Source organism: Gilliamella sp. Pas-s27 (assembly GCF_009795865.1).
Lineage (GTDB): Bacteria > Pseudomonadota > Gammaproteobacteria > Enterobacterales > Orbaceae > Gilliamella.
The window spans coordinates 13,101-32,031 of record NZ_WTEW01000011.1 but is presented as its reverse complement, the minus strand read 5'-3'; the positions used below and the strand labels follow the sequence as shown (position 1 = coordinate 32,031).

Genomic DNA, 18,931 nt, shown 5'->3' with positions numbered 1-18,931 from the left:
GATATTCATTTGATGTCGTTTATCCCAACTCTTTTTCAGTAAAAATCCCACTAAATAAATCGGTACTTAAATAACGTTCGCCAGAAGAGGGTAAAATAACGACGATGGTTTTGTTGGCGTTTTCAGGTAATTTTGCGAGGCGATCTGCTGCAAAAACTGCGGCACCAGATGAGATCCCCGCTAATATGCCTTCTTTTTCCATTAATTCTCGAGCTGTGTTGATGGCTTGTTCATTGGTGACTTTTTCAACTAAGTCAATTAAGCTTAAATCTAAATTATCAGGAATAAATCCTGCACCAATACCTTGGATCTTGTGTGGCCCCGGTTTTATTGGTTCACCAGCGAGTGCTTGGCTAATGACTGATGAGTTAGTTGGTTCAACGGCAACCGCAGTAATATCCTTTTCTTGTGTTTTTTTAAGGTAACGTGTTACACCTGTAAAAGTGCCTCCAGTTCCGACGCCAGCAATAAAAATATCGACTTTACCATCGGTATCTTGCCAAATTTCAGGACCCGTTGTTTTTTCATGAATTTCTGGATTGGCTGGATTGCTAAATTGTTGTAGCATAATATTTTTTGTAGGATCATTTGCGACAATTTCTTCAGCTTTTTCGATAGCGCCTTTCATTCCTTTGGCTGCTTCGGTTAATACTAAGTTAGCGCCAAGCGCTTTAAGTAGCTTTCTACGCTCTATACTCATGCTTTCAGGCATTGTTAATGTTAATTTATAACCACGAGCGGCTGCAACAGCGGCGAGCGCAATGCCCGTATTGCCACTGGTGGGTTCAACTAATTCAACGTCAGAATTTAATAAACCTCGTTTTTCAGCATCCCAAATCATATTCGATGCAATGCGGCATTTAACACTAAAACTCGGATTGCGTGATTCGACTTTGGCTAATATGTTGCCATGACCAAAGTGTTTTAATCTGACTAATGGAGTATGCCCAATGGTTTGTGAGTTATCATCAAATATGTTACTCATATCAAAATCCTTAATTAATCGTTTTAAAATAAATAGTATTGTACTACTGATTATGAATAATCATTATTATAAATATAATCCAAAAAGACGATACTAATTAATCATTATAACAATATTCATTTTAGTCATAAGAATAATCTTATGATAAGAAAAATAAACACTAATCCCGTATAATGTTTTTTTGATTTTATTTTTATCATCATCTTAAATGATAGATTTTTTGTTATTATATTAACGCAATTAATAGATTAATTTGACCGTAGCTTAATGAGAAAACGACTAAAACCAACAAGATCAAAGCCAAAAATAGAAATATTAGGACCGTTCCAAAAGTCTTTAATTTGTACCTTGATAATGGGTTGTATTACAGGAATATTGTTAGGGGGTGTGTGTTGTGTTTTATTTATTTTTGTAATTGATTTTTATTTTGTCGATACTTTACTTTTTTTTGACGCAGTTAATCGTTTTTTAGGTTTGAATTTATTGAATTTTAATAGTTGTATATGTGGGATTTTTTTAATTACTAGTCTGTTGTATATAGTGAAAATGTTTTTTTCGCCAGTTTTTTCTATAGTTAGCAATAATAAAATTATTGTATCACGAAAATTTAGGCGAGATATTTGTTATGATATCAATAGTGATCTTAATGTTAAAATTACTATGCGATTATCTCGTCAGCATGATGGAATAAATAGGTATAGATCTTCAGCATTCGTAAATTCATGTTTGTTATGTTTGACTTTCAAAAATGATAAGCTTAAGTTAAATAAACGTTGGGTAAGTGGTTTTTATTCGTATGAGGAAACAAGCGCATTTATCTACGCTTTGAAAAGTCGTCAGGTTCAATTTTATTTTAAAGGCTATGGTGCTAAATATTTTTCTCAATTAATGGGTTTTAAATCATCAAATAATTGATAATGATTTATTAAAGGCTGGTATTTAATTTTATAATTTTATGCAATAGTTATGTAACTATTTTGTTTACGACATTAAATTGGCTTTTATTAGAAATCATTGATATCACTTTCCATCTCAAACTCAATTTTTTTAATTGCTTGTTCACAGCGGTAAATTCGATTATCAAGTGCAGCTATTTTGCTTTGGTTAATGATGTCAGATGATAGTTCTAACTCGTATTTCATTTCTTGCAATCGACGTAAATAATCTAAATGGCGCATGTGTTTTTGAGCTAGGGTTTCTTCAATAATGATTTGGGGCTCTTTTTTGCGCAAATTGTGGGTGGCTAGTTCACGTGTTAGGGCTGTAATTTGGTTGACTAACATGTCTGATAAAAAAGTGATTTGTTCGACTTTTTCTGATTCGATATTAGCAACTAATGTTTGATAGGTGTGTTTTATTTTTTCAAGATAAAATGTTTTGTCTGTCACAATTTTATTGGTTTGAAATAGTTGTTCGTCAAAATAGGGCTCTTGATATTGCTTTTCGTTTGCTAAATTGATTTGTTGTTCTAGCTGGTTAATTTGATTTTGTAGTGTTGTGAGTAAATCTGCCATTATTGTCGGCCTTTTTAATAAGGTAAGGAATCATCTGAACCAAAGTAATCACCTAAGTGCAATTTGGCTAAATTTATAATTTTCATAAATGCTTCAAATGTTAGTTTATTGTCTTCTGAGCTATTTTCTGCGATGATTTTTTTAGCAATCAACTTTAATTTTAATTGATTATAACAGTCAATTAAGTTAAGTGGTAAAGGTGATAGTGCGCGTCGTCCTAGCCAAAATATCCCTTGTAAAGGTAAACTTAAGGCAAATAATATGGTTATTGCTGTTACTGCAATTTGAGCAGGCAGGCAATATTGCCAAACTAGTAAGCCAATAATGATAGGGGGCAAGTATTTATTTGCGGTTTTTATGTGGTTAATGATTTTTAATTCAGGAAATGAATGCATTAGCTGTTTGTCCGTCGGACAAAGCTTCATATACCTTATCCCTGCTTTAATTGTGTTTATTAGGTTCATCTTTTGCGGATTCCTCGACATTCACTTCTTATTGTCTTAAAATAGTGTTATTCAAATTGGAGACTCCTCTATTTTATCTCAAAAAGCAAGATATCAGAAGTCACCTAGTGTAGTCACATTGATTTTATCATGTGCTGAGTTACCAATTTTGATTGGTATATGTCTTTTTATTCAATCTATAGGAATTACTATGTCATCAAGTAATAACGCTCTTGTTCTTAATTGCGGAAGTTCATCATTAAAATTTGCCATTATAAACCCTGAAAACGGTGATGAATTTTTATCTGGTTTAGCTGAATGTTTTAACCTTCCTGATGCACGTATTAAGTGGAAACTTGACGGTGTTAAAGGTGAAGCCTCTTTAGGTGCAGGTGCTGCACATAGTGAAGCAATTCGTTTTATTGTTAATAGCATCTTTCCACAAAAACCAGAATTATTAGATAGCATTAAATCGATTGGCCATCGTATTGTTCATGGTGGTGAAAAATATACTCAATCGGTAGTTATTGATGATTCAGTATTAAAAGGAATCGAAGAAGCAGCAGCATTTGCACCATTACATAATCCTGCTCATTTAATTGGTATTCGTGAAGCATTTGCAGCGTTTCCACATTTAAAAGCTAAAAATGTAGCTGTATTTGATACTGCTTTCCATACTACAATGGCAAAAGAAGCATATTTATATGCTATTCCTAACGAACTTTATACTAAACATGGTGTTCGTCGTTATGGTGCACATGGTACTAGCCATTATTATGTTAGTCGTGAAGCAGCAAAATTATTAAATAAACCAGTTGATCAAACTAATGTTATCACTTGTCATTTAGGTAACGGTGCTTCAATTACAGCTGTTAAAAATGGTAAATGTGTTGAAACTTCAATGGGCTTAACACCACTAGAAGGTTTAGTAATGGGTACTCGTAGTGGTGATATCGATCCTGCTATTATGTTTTTCTTACATGACAATTTAAAAATGTCTGTTTCTGATATTAATAATCTATTAAATAAAAAATCAGGTTTATTAGGTTTAACAGGTGTAAGTAGTGACTGCCGTTATGTAACTGATAATTACGAAACAGATGAAAATGCTAAAAACGCTTTAGATGTTTTTGTTCACCGTTTAGTTAAATATATTGGTGGTTATGCAATGCTTTTAGATGGTCGTTTAGATGCTATCATCTTTACCGGTGGTATTGGTGAAAATTCTGAAGAGGTTCGTCGCATGGCGTTACAAAAATTAAGTATTCTTGGTTTTGAACTTGATCAAGAGCGTAACTTAGCTGCTCGTTTTGGTAAAGGGGGCACAATCACTAAAGATGGTTCAGCTATCGCAATGGTAATTCCAACTAATGAAGAGCTTGTGATTGCTCAAGATGCTGCGCGTCTAACTGCGTAATATTCAATAAAAACCGCCTTAATGGCGGTTTGTTTTTATTTAATAAAGAATTAAGAGGTAAAATTATGTCTCGTACAATTATGCTCATTCCAACCGGTACTAATGTCGGGTTAACCGGTGTGAGCCTTGGTGTTATTCGAGCAATGGAGCGTCAAGGTATTAACTTAAATGTGTTCAAGCCAGTAGCACAACCAAGATCTGGTGGTGATGCTCCAGATAACACAACAACTTTAGTTAGCCATAACACGTCAATTCCAACTTTGAAACCGCTTAAAATGAGCCATGTTGAAAACCTATTAGGTTTGAATCAACAAGATGTGCTAATGGAAGAAATCGTTGCACTTTATGCTGAAAACACTAAAGGTGCTGACGTTGTTTTAGTTGAGGGTATTGTACCAACATCTGATTATCCTTTTGCTAATGAGCTTAATAATAATATTGCTAAAACACTTGGTGCTGAAATTATTTTTGTTGTCAATATGGGTAAAGATTCACCAGAGCAACTTAAAGATCGTATTGAAATTGCACGTTCTAATTTTGGTGGTATCAAAAATGAAAAAATCATTGGTGTTATTGTTAATAAAGTTAATGCACCAGTTGAAGAGCAAAGTCTTGCTCGTCCTGATGTGGCAGAAATTTATCATACGCCTAAATTTGACGGTAAAAAAGTCACAATCAAAGATTTAAATGAGTATAGCCCACTTCCTGTTCTTGGTTGTATTCCTTGGAATATGGACTTAAGTGCTTGTCGATCTGTTGATATTGCTAAACATTTTGATGCAAAAATTATTAACGAAGGTGATATCAAAAACCGTCGTATCAAACATATTTCTTTCTGTTCACGTAGTGTTCCTAATATTATCAGTCATTTACAACCAAATGCTCTTTTAGTAACATCAGCCGATCGTTCAGATGTATTAACCACTATTTGTTTAGCTGCAATGAATGGCGTCTCAATTGGTGGTGTTTTATTAACTGGTGGTTATGAAATCGATGAAAAAGTCGCAAAATTATGCCAACCAGCTTTTGATACAGGTTTACCTGTATTTACTGTTAAAACCAATACTTTCCAAACCTCTATCAATTTACAACAATTCAATTTGGAAATTCCTGTTGATGATAAAGAGCGCATGGAAAATACCCAGAATTTTGTTGCTGATCATATAGATGCAAATTGGATTAAATCATTAAATGAAGTAGCGAATTCTGCACGTCGTCTATCACCACCAGCTTTCCGTTATCAATTAACTGAGCTTGCGCGTAATGCTAAGAAAGTTGTTGTATTACCAGAAGGTGATGAGCCAAGAACAGTCAAAGCTGCGGCAATTTGTGCTGAACGCAACATTGCAAAATGTGTGCTTATTGGTAATCCTGATGAAGTACGTAAAGTTGCTGCTTCACAAGGTGTGATTTTAGGACAAGGGGTTGAGATCGTTGATCCTGAAAATATTCGTGAAAAATATGTTCCTCGTCTTGTTGAATTACGTAAAAACAAAGGCATGACTGAAGTTATTGCTCGCGAGCAATTAGCTGATAACGTAGTACTTGGTACGATGATGCTTGAAGCTAACGAAGTTGATGGTTTAGTATCAGGTGCGGTTCACACAACAGCTAACACTATTCGTCCACCATTACAATTAATTAAAACAGCACCAGGTAGTTCACTTGTTTCATCAGTATTTTTTATGTTAATGCCTGATCAAGTTTACATTTACGGTGACTGTGCAATTAATCCTGATCCAAATGCACAAGAATTAGCTGAAATTGCGATTCAATCAGCTGATACAGCTATCGCATTCGGTATTGAACCACGCGTTGCAATGATCTCTTATTCAACAGGTAGTTCAGGTCAAGGTGCTGATGTAGAAAAAGTAAAAGAAGCCACTCGTATTGCTCAAGAAAAACGCCCAGATCTTATGATCGATGGTCCATTACAATATGATGCAGCCGTAATGCCTGATGTGGCTAAATCAAAAGCGCCTAATTCGAAAGTTGCTGGTAAAGCAACTGTATTTATCTTCCCTGATCTTAATACGGGTAATACGACTTATAAAGCAGTACAGCGTTCTGCAGATCTTGTTTCAATTGGTCCAATGCTACAAGGTATGCGTAAGCCAGTTAATGACTTGTCTCGTGGTGCATTAGTTGACGATATCGTTTACACTATAGCATTAACCGCAATTCAATCGGCCCAAGAACAAAACGCTTCAAAATAAGTTTAGTAATACATTTTAACTATAGATAGAAGGTGATGAAATATCACCTTTTTTCAATTAAATTGAGCCAAGTAATAAGCTTTAAAAAGTTTGAGTTATAACGATTCAGTTTTAAAGTATTTTGTTCTAGAAATTTGAGAGAAGGTCTTCAAAAACTTATTTTGAGTCAAGTCTAAGCATTCAAAGTTGATAAAAACAATAAATAATAAAAAGTTATAAATGATTTTATCCCTTCATGTTGGTTTTTAATAGTGTTAATAACATTTTCATAAATTGTTCTTTATTACCTTGTAATGTTGAAAAAAAATCTTTATCTATTTGTTCAACCAAAGGTACAGTTTCATTCGCTTTATTCAATCCTTTTTGTGTTAATTGAATGGATTTTGCCCGGCTATCTTTAATTGAGCAAGAGCGTTTTATATAATCCTTTTTTTCTAAATTCTCTAATATTTGGGAAATTGTCATCACATCGATATTTGTTTTATTTGATAAAATAACTTGTGTTATTTCGTCTGGTTGCTGTGATAGATAAGCAAGTGTTGCAAGCACAATAAATTGAGGATGAGTGATAGACTGTTTTTTCAAGCAATTTTTGATATTCGTATGCCAGGACGAATAAGTTTTCATAAAAACAAAACCAATAGATTCAGAATCAGTTTGGAATTGAGTCAAAAACTTATTGTCCTTTGTCATAATTTACCCTTCAACTAAGCTATTTAATTTGTAAGCTTTATCAATAATATCATCTGAAATCTGTTTTATAAAATCATAAGATGCTTTAGTATCCATTTTTTTGTTCGGTTTTAGAGAAATTTCTGATTTTAATGCATATTGATTATGCGATATTTCAATAATTTGATGTGAGAAAAAAAGTAAACCTATTTCAGGCATATCAAATTGTTCTGTAAATTCTTGCTCATCAATAATCTTTGATAAAGTAACTTCCATTTCTGGTATATTTTGTAATTTGAAAATACCCTTAGATCCTGTTTTTAAGTCACCAAATATACGAAATTCTTCAAGATCAGTTTCCCATAATTTTCTTAAATTAAGATCAGTATAGTATTGCCAAATTTGAGTTGGTTTAGCTTTGGTTGGTAATATGAAAGAAATTGAAATGGTATCCATAGTGTCTCCTTTTAATAAGTTGACTTATTATAAGTTTACTTATTAACTAAGTAAAGGGAATTTAATTTTTTTTATTTGCTGACTTATCACAAGGTTAGTCTGATGACCATGATATTGAATTCTGTAATAAGGTGATTTGAAAATTATTGATAATATAAAATATTTATAATTGTTTTTAATTAATGCTCTCAATTTATTTGGTAAATGGTACAATATCACCCTAATTTTGTATTAGTTCATAGTTTAGGAATAAAATTGATGAAAAAAGACATCCACCAGCAACGCATTTTAATTCTTGATTTTGGTTCGCAAGTTACTCAGTTAATTGCTCGTCGTATTCGCGAAATTGGTGTTTATTGTGAACTTTGGCCGTGGGATGTATCGGAAGAAAAAATCAAACAATTTAATCCCAAAGGTATTATTTTATCAGGTGGCCCTGAAAGTACTACTGAACCAAACAGCCCACGAGCACCCGGATATGTGTTCAATGCAGGTGTGCCAGTATTGGGGATCTGTTATGGCATGCAAACTATGGCAGTTCAAGTAGGTAAAGGAGGGCAAGTTACCGCTTCTAATCAACGAGAGTTTGGTTATGCCAAAGTGGATATTGTTGGATCATCTAAGTTAACTGATGGCATTTTAGATAATACGACTGATACAGGGATTAACCAACTCGATGTATGGATGAGCCATGGCGATAAAGTCACAACGCTACCAGACAGTTTTACACTTATTGGTCGTACCGAAACATGTCCATTTGCTATTATGGCTAATGATGAAAAACAATTTTATGGTGTGCAATTTCACCCAGAAGTGACGCATACGATTAAAGGTTTTGAATTACTGCAACGTTTTGTGATCGACATTTGTCACTGCGAAAAACTTTGGACTCCATCATCAATTATTAGTGACGCTATTGCTCGCATTAAAGAAAAGGTTGGTAATGACAAAGTGTTACTTGGCTTATCAGGTGGAGTGGATTCTTCTGTAACTGCATTATTATTACATCAAGCTATTGGTGATCAGTTAACTTGTGTATTTGTTGATCATGGTTTATTGCGCCTGAATGAAGCGCAGCAAGTTATGGATATGTTTGGTAATAAATTTGGCTTAAATATTATTGCTGTAAACGCCGAAGATCGCTTTTTAGCTGCACTAAAAGGTGAAGCGGATCCGGAAGCTAAACGTAAAATTATTGGACGTGAATTTGTTGCTGTATTCGATGAAGAAGCAGCAAAACTTAAAGATGTAAAATGGTTAGCACAAGGTACTATCTATCCTGATGTTATTGAATCGGCAGCAGCCGACACAGGTAAGGCTCATGTGATTAAATCACATCATAATGTTGGTGGTTTACCTGAAGATATGAAAATGGGCTTAGTTGAACCATTAAGAGAGCTATTTAAAGACGAAGTACGCAAAATAGGTTTAGAACTTGGCTTACCTTACGATATGCTTTATCGCCATCCATTCCCAGGACCAGGTTTAGGTGTACGAGTTCTTGGTGAAGTTAAAAAAGAGTATTGTGACTTATTACGTCAAGCTGATGCTATTTTTATCGAAGAACTTTACAAAGCTGAACTTTATCATAAAGTTAGTCAAGCCTTTACTGTGTTTTTACCTGTACGTTCAGTAGGTGTAATGGGGGATGGGCGTAAATATGATTGGGTTGTTTCACTGCGGGCAGTTGAAACGGTTGACTTTATGACTGCTCATTGGGCTCACTTACCATATGAATTCCTTGGTCGAGTTTCTAACCGCATTATTAATGAGGTTAACGGCATATCCCGTGTTGTGTATGATATAAGCGGAAAACCACCAGCTACTATTGAGTGGGAATAATCCCAATTTAAAGTAGATATATTTTATAAAAACCTTGTTAATCAAGGTTTTTATTTTATACCACTTAAAATAATATTTGATAGGTTTTAGAGTATGGTATGTTTATATTAAATTGTTATTAAATTCGCCAAACGGAATCATAAATCTATGGGGTATTTTAATTATCATGCGAAAGCAAAGAAGTTAATCAAAGATGGGGAGCTTGTTAAATATGAATTTGTTGATAATTGGAATGGTATTAAACCGGCTTTAGTTTTATATTTTAAAAATACTAACCCTATGCCAATTAGAGAGTATCGATGGGATGAATATTTACCATTGTTGAATAATAGCGATTAATTTTATGCAAAAAAATAGTTTAGGATTTTTTTAAATAATTATTTGTCTAGTTGAAGTGCAATATATAGTAGTACTCGATCATCAAATTTAGATAGATTTAGTCCAGTTAATTTAGAAATACTATTTAGACGATATTCTAATGTATTACGATGAATAAATAATGTGCTAGCTGTTTTGCTATTTTGTAGATTTTGATTAAACCAAGTGGTGAGTGTTTTTTGTAATATTCCACTATGGTCAAAAGATTTTAATTTTTTTAATGGTGATAGCAATTCTTCTGCCTGCCAGTCATGGTTTAAACTATCTAAAAGAACAGGTAGAATTAATTCTTGATAGTAAAAATGACGACAATTTGGCATTCTTTTTTTTCCAACCAACATTGCTATTTTAGCAGTTTGATAAGAGCGGGCAATCATATCAATACCGTGATGGAAGTAGTTTCCTAAAGAAATTTTAACTAAAACTTGGCAAGACGTTTTAATATAATTGACCAACTTTTCTAAGTTACTTTTGTGTTCAGCAAGGTCCCAGCGATTAAACTTATTTAATGCAGGAATCAGCATAACAATTTCGGTTAAAGACTTTATAGCAACTAGTTTACTTTTTGTGATAATTTGTAGTTCATTTTGAATATGTTGCAATTCACTCATTGCTGTTTGAATACCTAATTGTCCACTATCTATTTCGATTATAACAGCTACATGAGGTAGAGAAATATTGATATTGAGTTTTCTACTCCATTCGGATAGATCCGAAACTTTATTATCCGATTGGATAATGGATAAAATAAACTCTTCTTTTAAACGGTTATCTTGAGATAATTGTTTTAATAAATGCTCCTGTTCCATCATCATTTCTGCTGACATGCAAACTAATTTTGCAAACTGAATGATTTTTTTAGGTTCTCCTGTAACGCCAATTACTCCTACGATTTCATCGTTTAATTTAAGCGGAAAATTGACTCCTGGTTTTACTCCTTTTAATTTTTTTGCTGTTGGATTATCAATTGTTACAACTCTTTTTTGTGAAATGGCTAGCATGGCTCCTTCATGTAATTCCCCAATTCTTTCTATATCTCCACTACCAATAATTTTGCCACTATTATTCATTACATTAATATTACAATCAATAATCTTCATTGTGCGATCAACAATATATTGGGCAAGTTTAGGGGTGATACTTATAGATTTCATTGATGTAGATTCCTAATTTTATTGTTAATGAAACGATTGTTTTTAATACAATGACTGTGATTTTAACTTGTTATAACTAATTATTTATATCGTTTTTATAATTAAATTTTTATTAATCAAAATTATTAACTGATTATAGTGAACTAAATTTAGTTGATATTATTATTTTAAATAAAAAGAGGAATAGTATTGTCAGTATGCTATTCCTCTTTTGCTATTAATTTATTTTTAGGATGTTAGATTTGAGTTATTTTAATTAAACGAGCTATGTTTTCACTAGTTCGTTCTATATTTTTAAAACCGTTATTTAGTAATTCTTCTATTGTGGAAGCACTAGGAATGATACCAAAAATAGTATCTATTCCTTCAGGATATAGCTCTTCAATATTTTTTCCAATTGTGCCAGCTAAAGCAATTACAGGAACTTGCTGTGCTTTAGCTGCTTGAGCTACGCCAAAAGGTGTTTTGCCAAATTTAGTTTGGAAATCAATTCCTCCTTCACCGGTAAAACAAAAATCAGCACCTTTTAATTTGCTTTCTAAATCACTATATCGAATAACAATATTAATTCCTTTTTCCATTTTACTGTTAGTAAATGCCATTAATCCGGCGCCCAATCCACCAGCAGCTCCTGCGCCAGGAATGGTTGAAACATCTTTTCCTAATTGTGATTTTATAACAGATGCATAATGCTGTAGATTTTTATCTAATTGCTTAACCATTTCAGGTGTTGCCCCTTTTTGTGGACCAAAAACGCTTGATGCTCCTTTTTCTCCACATAATGGGTTTGTGACATCACTAGCAACAATAAACTCTACATTATCAAGTAATGAGTTAACTTCTGATACATCGATTTTTGCTAATTTATCTAAGCTCCCTCCACCTTTGCCTAATAATTGATTATTTTTATCATAAAATTTGACGCCCAAAGCTTGTGCCATTCCTGCACCACCATCATTGGTGGCGCTACCGCCAATACCTAAAATGATTTTTTTTACCCCATGTTTTATACAAGCTAAAATTAATTCGCCAGTTCCATAAGTGGTAGTTATTAATGGGTTACGGCTTTCTTTGGGTACAAGTTGAATTCCACTTGCTGACGCCATTTCAATCACTGCAGTGGTTTTATCTCCTAAAATACCAAAATGGGCAATCACTTTATTACCTAGAGGTCCAGTTACTTCACAAGTATGTAATGTCCCATTTGTGGCATCAACTAATGATTGTGTTGTGCCTTCGCCACCATCGGCCATTGGTACATGAACAAATTTAGCATCAGAAAATACTTTTTTTATACCTGATTCCATTGCTTCACAAACTTCTTTGGCTGTTAGACTTTCTTTGAAAGAATCGGGTGCAAGTACAAATGTTTTTTGTTTCATAAAGTTATTCCTGATATTAAATAATGAAGCCATATAATAAAGTTGCAATAATTGTCATTGTTCCACCAACAAGCGCTTCGTATGGGATTAATTTCATACGCTGTTTAATTGACATATTCATGCTGTTACCAGTGACATGGAAGTAATTTCCTTGAGGTAATGAATCAATAACTGTAGCACCTGTATGCATCATGACAGCAGCACTAATTGCCGGTATACCCATATTAGTAATTGTCGAGCCGAAAGTTCCTGTTGCTAAAATGACCCCAGTTGAAGTTGAAGCAGTAGCTGCAGCCATTAGGACGCCTGAAATTGGTGATAAGTAATAACCGGAAATCCCCATTGATTGGATTATATGAATAACTTGGCCAGCAAGATTCGATGCACCAATTAAACCTGCAATTGCCCCTGCGCCGATTAAAATAAGAACAGTAGGTGTCATCTTATCTATTCCTGATTTTGTGTACATTGCTATTTTACGATGTTGACCCATAGCAAACATTCCAATCATTCCTGCTATTGGTAGTACATACAATGCGTCAATTTTTAAATTAGCTAAAAAATCAATATGACAAATATTACCAATTGGGCTAATCATTAGCAGAATTATTGCTGTAACTGGAGCAACAATAGCTTTGATTAAAGATGGCGTATTGCTTTTATTTTCTGGTTCATCTTTTTTTAAAGCAAGCACTTCTTGCTCAACGATTTTGTCTCCTTTATTCTTGATTAATGAGGCAATAACAACAGTTGCAGTTAACCCAAATATAGCTGGAATAAAACCACCTATCATGACATCACTTAAACTTAAGTTAAAACCATTTGCTGCAGCGATGGTATTAGGGTTAGGTGATATAATATTTCCTGCCTTACCACCACCAGATAAAGCTAGCAATAGTGCCAATCGTGATATGCCCATTTTATTCCCAACAGATAAAGCAATTGGTGCAACGATTAGTACCGCTACAGGAATAAATACACCAGACGCAGTAATGATTCCTGTTGCAAGCGCTAAAGCTAATAGCGCTTTCTTTTCCCCTAACTTTTTGACCACTGCTTGAGCTATAGTTTCGGCGGCTCCTGATTCCATCATAACGCCAGCTAAAATACCTGCTGCCAATACTCGAATGACTGTGCCCATAATACTTTGTGTTCCACTAACTAAAATAGATACAGTTTGAATTAAATTAGCACCACCAATAAATGCTCCAATTATTGCGCCAAAAAATAACGAATAAACAGGATTTATTCCTCGCAATATTAAAAATATTGCAAGAAATAATCCTATTAGAGCACCATACCAAGAAATTATTTCATTCATTAGATTTTCTCTTATTTCTATACAGTTAATTTATAAGATTGACTAATTTTATTATTGTACTAAGCATTATGCTATGTAGTTTTGCATAAAAATTTTATTTTAAAATTAGAAAAAATTAGGCATAGTTACAAAAAGGTGTGAATTTAGTCACACTATTTGCTAAAAAATGTTCATAATGATTATGAATAGTTAATTATTTAGCTAAGTTATTTAATTAATTTGCCAACTGACAAGCTAAAGCGTAAAATCCCCATCCTGTTTTGCTTAACCTATTACTAATAAGTAATACTGACTTGAAATCAGAGGCATTTTAATGACAACTTTATATACAAAACCAGAGTTACTTTCTCCTGCTGGTTCTCTTAAAAATATGCGTTACGCTTTCGCTTATGGAGCGGATGCGGTTTATGCTGGTCAACCTCGTTATAGTTTACGTGTACGGAATAACGAATTTAATCATGAAAATTTAGCTATTGGTATCAATGAAGCTCATGCTCAAGGCAAAAAGTTTTATGTGGTAGTTAATATTGCTCCTCATAACTCTAAACTCAAAACTTTTATTCGGGATTTAGAGCCTATTGTAAATATGAAGCCAGACGCCTTTATCATGTCTGATCCAGGCTTAATTATGTTAGTTCGTGAACATTTTCCTGAAATGGAAATTCATTTATCGGTGCAATCCAATGCGGTTAACTGGGCAACGGTAAAGTTTTGGCATCAAATGGGATTAACTCGTGTTGTGTTATCCCGTGAATTATCACTTGATGAAATTGCTGAAATCCGTGAAAAAGTCCCTGAAATGGAATTAGAAGTGTTTATTCATGGTGCACTTTGTATGGCTTATTCTGGGCGTTGTTTATTGTCCGGTTATATTAACAAGCGTGATTCAAATCAAGGTACTTGTACTAATGCTTGCCGTTGGGAGTACAAAGTTGCTGAAGGTAAAGAAGACGAAGTAGGGCAAATTGTTCATAAATGCGAACCAATCCCCGTACAACAGGTTGAACCAACTTTAGGCATTGGTCAAACCACGAATAAAGTGTTTATGCTTGAAGAATCGGGTAGGCCTGGTGAATACATGCAAGCTTTTGAAGATGAACATGGTACGTATATCATGAATTCAAAAGATTTAAGGGCGGTTGAACTTGTGAATGATTTAACCAAAATTGGAGTACATTCTCTTAAAATTGAAGGACGTACTAAGTCATTTTATTATTGTGCAAGAACTGCACAAGTGTATCGTCAAGCCATTGATGCAGCGAGTGAAGGTAAGCCTTTTGATCCTCGGTTATTAGCAGAACTGGATTCGCTTGCGCATCGTGGTTATACCGAAGGTTTTTTACGTCGCCATAAACATGAAGATATGCAAAATTATGTACATAGCCATTCTGTGTCTGAGCGGCAACAGTTTGTCGGTGAATTTAGTGGTCAACGTTTAAATGGTCTTGCTGAGATTATTGTTAAAAATAAGTTTTCAGTCGGTGATAGCGTTGAAATGATGACACCAAAAGGCAATAAGACCTTTATTATTGAGCGTATGGAAAATAAAAAGGGACAGCCAGTACCTTCAGGGCTTGGCGATGGTCATATTGTTTATATTCCAATTCCTGAAGAAATCGATTTAAATTTTGCATTATTAATGCGTAATTTTGATTAGTTTTATTCGGTTTAAAAACTGTTCAGCTAGTCTGAACAGTATATTCACTTTGATTTTGTTATTGGCGAATTAAATCATCACCATAACCAATCCATTTATAGGTTGTTAGTGCTTCAAGTCCCATCGGTCCGCGGGCATGTAGTTTTTGTGTACTAACTGCAACTTCTGCTCCTAAACCAAATTGTCCACCATCAGTAAAACGTGTTGATGCATTAACATAAACTGCAGCCGCATCAACTTGATTTACAAACTGTTCAGCATTAAGTAAGCTACGCGTTAGAATTGATTCTGAATGACCTGTACCATATTCACGGATATGCTCTATAGCCAGTTCAAGCGAATTAACAATAATTACATTCAAATCTTTTGATAACCATTCTTGCTGTAATTCTTCATTTTTAACGGGAACGACAGTTGCAGTTTCTGTTTTTAATATGTCATAACAGCTTGGGTCGGCATGTAATATAACGTTATTATCTGCCATAGCTTGGCTGAGTTTAGGTAAAAATTGCTTTGCAATATTTCGATGAATTAGTAGCGTTTCAAGTGTATTACACGTGCTTGGGCGCTGAGTTTTGGCATTAACAATAATTGGTAGTGCTTTATCAAACTCAATCGTTTCATCTACAAAAATATGACAGACACCAATACCACCTGTAATAACGGGAATTGTTGAATGTTCACGGCATAACTTATGTAAAGATGCACCTCCACGGGGGATAATCATATCAATATACTTATCGAGTTTAAGTAATTCATGAATATATTTACGATCAGGATTATTAATACATTGGATAGCTGTTTGAGGTAATCCGACTTGTTTTAATGCTTTTTGGATCACAGAAATTATGGCAACATTGGTATTGATTGTTTCTTTCCCTCCACGAAGTAGTGCTGCGTTGCCTGTTTTTAAACAAAGGGCAGCAATATCAATCGTGACATTTGGGCGAGCTTCATAAATCACACCAATAACGCCTAAAGGTACTCTACAACGTTGTAACTTTAATCCGTTATCTAAAATTGAACCATCAATCATTTGTCCAATGGGATCTGCTAAGGAAACTACTTTGCGGATATCATTGGCTATAGATGATAATCGCTCAGGTGTTAAAAGTAGACGATCTAAAATGGCTTCGTCTAAACATTGTTCTTTCGCTGCTTGGATGTCCTTTTCATTTGCAATGAGTATATTTGCGCTATGCTGTTCTAATAAATCAGCCATAACCATCAACGTGTTATTTTTCATTGCGGTTGGACATTGTGCTAGTTGATATGAAGCAAGTTTAGCTGTTTTTCCCATTTGCTGTAACATTGTTATTGTCTCTAAAGTTTATTTTTAATAATTCTACTTGTTTAAGCATTATTTTTATAAAATAATTTCTTATATAACGTTAATATTGTGTTGAAATTTAACAATAAATTTTTATTTCATTATTTACTCAGTATTCTCTTACGTTTTATTTATCTTTAATGATGATAGATATCAAAAATATACTTTTCTTGAAAAGAAGTAAAATCTAAGTAGGATATAATAATATTTTCTATTTAAGTATTGCAGCTGTACAAATAGAAATAAAAGCAAAGAACTGTGCTTCTTTGCTCTTGTAAACATCAATTTATGACTCTTTATCTTTTAAAACTGTATGTAAAGTATTTAAAAGTTCTGCTTTTGTAGCATTATCTAAAACATTTAAATATATTTTTAAGGTAGATTCCTGTTTACTTAATTTATTACAATATTCTATAAATATTTTTTGAGGTTCATATCTAACTGATTTAACTTCATCAAAAAGTACGCTTATATCACTTCTTATTGGTGCAGGTCTAAGTGTAATAAAATCTTCACCAATAGTAATATATACCATAAAATATTGCCAAATGGATATGACTAGTACTAATAGTAATAATATAATGTTATACCATAATTCTGGAGCTATGACCAACATTGCCATGATAACAATAATACAAACGACAATACGAAGCATTGATAAATATCGTGCATAAAATTGTTTAGTAGTTTGGTTTTTTGATTCCACTTTTTTATCCTAATTAATGTAATATTCTTTTTTGTTCTAGAAATTGCGTCTTTCATCTAAAGATTTGGCATTTTCTTGACTTACAACTTTTTTTCCACCAAAAACACCAATTAGCCCTAGAGGTATAAAAAATATACTTCCTATAATGATTAATATACCTCCAATTTTTTTATTGTTTGTTGCAACAATTAACCCTAATGTAGCAATCAAAGCAAAAATAATTGCAAATGGTAAAACTATTTGTGATGCCTCATCACGGTTTAATGAAGAGTTAAGATAAAATATTAATACTGCAAACCAATTCGCAATTATACCACCAATAGCTAATCCCATGATTTTCTTTCCTTATTGTTTAATTATCATATCGTCACGGTGAACAGCAACATGACCATATTCATAGCCAATAATTTGACTAATTTCTTGAGAATGATGCCCAGCAATTTGCCTTAAAGCATCACTGTTATAACGACTGACACCACGCGCAATGCGTTTGCCAGATTTATCGCAAATATCAATAACTTCACCACGAGAAAAGTTCTGTTCTACGTTGATAATACCTTTAGGTAATAGTGAACTCCCATTATTTAATATTGCATTAACCGCACCATCATCTAATTGTACTATTCCAGCTTTTGGTGCACCAAAAAGCCAGTGTTTTCGATGTTCTAGTGGGGTTTTTTGAGGTATAAATCGTGTACCGACAGATTGATTATTAACAATATCAATAATAACGTTGGCTTTGCCTCCTGCGGCAATTATAACTTCAATACCAGCACTACCAGCGACCTCGGCCGCTTGTATTTTTGTGCTCATACCACCAGTACCAAGTCCAGAAACACTATCACCAGCGATGCTTCGTAAATTATCATCAATATGATCAATTTCATGAATCAATTTGGCACTTTTATCTGATCTTGGATCGGTTGTATAAAGACCTTCAATGTCTGTTAATAAAATTAGTTTATCAGCTTCGGCTAAAATAGCAGCTAGCGCTGATAAGTTATCGTTATCACCAACTTTAATTTCTGCGGTTGCAACAGCATCATTTTCATTAATAATAGGAATAATATGATTATCTAACATTGCTTTTAAAACGTCTTGTGCATTTAAAAATCGTTCACGATCTTCCAAATCGGCACGAGTAAGTAACATTTGACCGATATAGATCTTATAGATAGAAAATAGCTGTTCCCAAAGTTGTATTAATTTACTTTGTCCAACAGAGGCAAGTAATTGTTTGGATGCAACGGTGTTGGGTAGGGGAGGAAAGTTAAGATATTCGCGACCAGCAGCAATTGCGCCAGATGTAACAATAATAATTTTATGTCCATCTTGATGTAAAAATGCACATTGTTGAATAAGTTCAATTATTTTTGCTTTATCTAATTGCTTAGATCCACCAGTAAGCACACTAGTACCTAATTTAACAACAATTGTCTGTTGTTTTTTATTAGTCAT

At 33.6% G+C, this 18,931-nt stretch carries 18 protein-coding genes; 6 read left to right on the top strand and 12 right to left on the bottom strand.

Features of this window, described 5'->3' with window-relative positions; all coding sequences use genetic code 11:
- Positions 1 to 19: 19 nt before the first annotated feature.
- The gene (gene cysK / locus GQ589_RS05745; RefSeq protein WP_160425080.1) at positions 20 to 985 is read right to left on the bottom strand and encodes a cysteine synthase A; all 966 of its coding nucleotides are present in this window, start codon (positions 983 to 985) and stop codon (positions 20 to 22) included.
- A 267-nt stretch (positions 986 to 1,252) separates the two neighbouring features.
- Between cysK and GQ589_RS05740 the strand changes: the two genes are divergently transcribed.
- On the top strand, positions 1,253 to 1,900 hold the full coding sequence (locus GQ589_RS05740) for a hypothetical protein (RefSeq protein ID WP_160425078.1): 648 nt from the start codon (positions 1,253 to 1,255) through the stop codon (positions 1,898 to 1,900).
- Positions 1,901 to 1,989: 89 nt separating this feature from the next.
- On the opposite strand, the gene priC is transcribed toward GQ589_RS05740, so the two are convergent.
- Complete coding sequence (priC, locus tag GQ589_RS05735; RefSeq protein WP_160412146.1) at positions 1,990 to 2,499, bottom strand: primosomal replication protein PriC; 510 nt, start codon at positions 2,497 to 2,499, stop codon at positions 1,990 to 1,992.
- Positions 2,500 to 2,513: 14 nt separating this feature from the next.
- Positions 2,514 to 2,963, bottom strand: a complete 450-nt coding sequence (gene yfbV / locus GQ589_RS05730) for a terminus macrodomain insulation protein YfbV (RefSeq protein ID WP_255471111.1) — start codon at positions 2,961 to 2,963, stop codon at positions 2,514 to 2,516.
- Positions 2,964 to 3,153: 190 nt separating this feature from the next.
- Between yfbV and GQ589_RS05725 the strand changes: the two genes are divergently transcribed.
- Together GQ589_RS05725 and pta are read left to right on the top strand one after the other, a co-directional pair.
- On the top strand, positions 3,154 to 4,359 hold the full coding sequence (locus GQ589_RS05725) for an acetate kinase (protein ID WP_160425061.1): 1,206 nt from the start codon (positions 3,154 to 3,156) through the stop codon (positions 4,357 to 4,359).
- A gap of 65 nt (positions 4,360 to 4,424) precedes the next feature.
- Positions 4,425 to 6,575 carry a phosphate acetyltransferase gene (gene pta, locus GQ589_RS05720; RefSeq protein ID WP_160425059.1) on the top strand — a complete coding sequence of 717 codons (2,151 nt, stop codon included), beginning with the start codon at positions 4,425 to 4,427 and terminating at the stop codon, positions 6,573 to 6,575.
- 225 nt (positions 6,576 to 6,800) lie between these two features.
- Here pta and GQ589_RS05715 read toward each other — a convergent pair whose 3' ends face one another.
- Together GQ589_RS05715 and GQ589_RS05710 are read right to left on the bottom strand one after the other, a co-directional pair.
- Complete coding sequence (locus tag GQ589_RS05715) at positions 6,801 to 7,268, bottom strand: MarR family winged helix-turn-helix transcriptional regulator (protein WP_160425057.1); 468 nt, start codon at positions 7,266 to 7,268, stop codon at positions 6,801 to 6,803.
- A gap of 3 nt (positions 7,269 to 7,271) precedes the next feature.
- A complete protein-coding gene (locus tag GQ589_RS05710) occupies positions 7,272 to 7,703 on the bottom strand; it encodes a hypothetical protein (protein WP_160399750.1) in 432 nt (143 codons plus the stop codon).
- 258 nt (positions 7,704 to 7,961) lie between these two features.
- On the opposite strand from GQ589_RS05710, the gene guaA reads away from it, so the two are divergent.
- Together guaA and GQ589_RS05700 are read left to right on the top strand one after the other, a co-directional pair.
- The gene (gene guaA / locus GQ589_RS05705; protein WP_160412140.1) at positions 7,962 to 9,545 is read left to right on the top strand and encodes a glutamine-hydrolyzing GMP synthase; all 1,584 of its coding nucleotides are present in this window, start codon (positions 7,962 to 7,964) and stop codon (positions 9,543 to 9,545) included.
- A gap of 147 nt (positions 9,546 to 9,692) precedes the next feature.
- Positions 9,693 to 9,884: a thermostable hemolysin delta-VPH gene (locus tag GQ589_RS05700; RefSeq protein WP_160399752.1), complete on the top strand. Its 192-nt coding sequence runs from the start codon at positions 9,693 to 9,695 to the stop codon at positions 9,882 to 9,884.
- A gap of 38 nt (positions 9,885 to 9,922) precedes the next feature.
- Here GQ589_RS05700 and GQ589_RS05695 read toward each other — a convergent pair whose 3' ends face one another.
- The 3 genes from GQ589_RS05695 to GQ589_RS05685 all read right to left on the bottom strand — a co-directional run bounded on the left by GQ589_RS05695 (position 9,923) and on the right by GQ589_RS05685 (position 13,780).
- Positions 9,923 to 11,077 carry a sugar diacid recognition domain-containing protein gene (locus GQ589_RS05695; protein WP_160425055.1) on the bottom strand — a complete coding sequence of 385 codons (1,155 nt, stop codon included), beginning with the start codon at positions 11,075 to 11,077 and terminating at the stop codon, positions 9,923 to 9,925.
- A 236-nt stretch (positions 11,078 to 11,313) separates the two neighbouring features.
- Entirely contained in the window at positions 11,314 to 12,459 is a 1,146-nt protein-coding gene (locus GQ589_RS05690; protein WP_160399754.1) for a glycerate kinase, read from the bottom strand.
- A gap of 16 nt (positions 12,460 to 12,475) precedes the next feature.
- On the bottom strand, positions 12,476 to 13,780 hold the full coding sequence (locus GQ589_RS05685; RefSeq protein ID WP_160399755.1) for a GntP family permease: 1,305 nt from the start codon (positions 13,778 to 13,780) through the stop codon (positions 12,476 to 12,478).
- Between the two features lie 313 nt (positions 13,781 to 14,093).
- Between GQ589_RS05685 and yegQ the strand changes: the two genes are divergently transcribed.
- Entirely contained in the window at positions 14,094 to 15,437 is a 1,344-nt protein-coding gene (gene yegQ / locus GQ589_RS05680) for a tRNA 5-hydroxyuridine modification protein YegQ (protein ID WP_160425053.1), read from the top strand.
- 58 nt (positions 15,438 to 15,495) lie between these two features.
- Here yegQ and proA read toward each other — a convergent pair whose 3' ends face one another.
- The 4 genes from proA to proB form a co-directional block, all read right to left on the bottom strand.
- The gene (gene proA, locus GQ589_RS05675; protein ID WP_160425051.1) at positions 15,496 to 16,749 is read right to left on the bottom strand and encodes a glutamate-5-semialdehyde dehydrogenase; all 1,254 of its coding nucleotides are present in this window, start codon (positions 16,747 to 16,749) and stop codon (positions 15,496 to 15,498) included.
- 304 nt (positions 16,750 to 17,053) lie between these two features.
- Entirely contained in the window at positions 17,054 to 17,473 is a 420-nt protein-coding gene (locus tag GQ589_RS05670) for a hypothetical protein (RefSeq protein WP_160425049.1), read from the bottom strand.
- Positions 17,474 to 17,509: 36 nt separating this feature from the next.
- Complete coding sequence (locus GQ589_RS05665) at positions 17,510 to 17,806, bottom strand: hypothetical protein (RefSeq protein ID WP_160399759.1); 297 nt, start codon at positions 17,804 to 17,806, stop codon at positions 17,510 to 17,512.
- Between the two features lie 12 nt (positions 17,807 to 17,818).
- Positions 17,819 to 18,931: a glutamate 5-kinase gene (proB, locus tag GQ589_RS05660; protein ID WP_160411486.1), complete on the bottom strand. Its 1,113-nt coding sequence runs from the start codon at positions 18,929 to 18,931 to the stop codon at positions 17,819 to 17,821.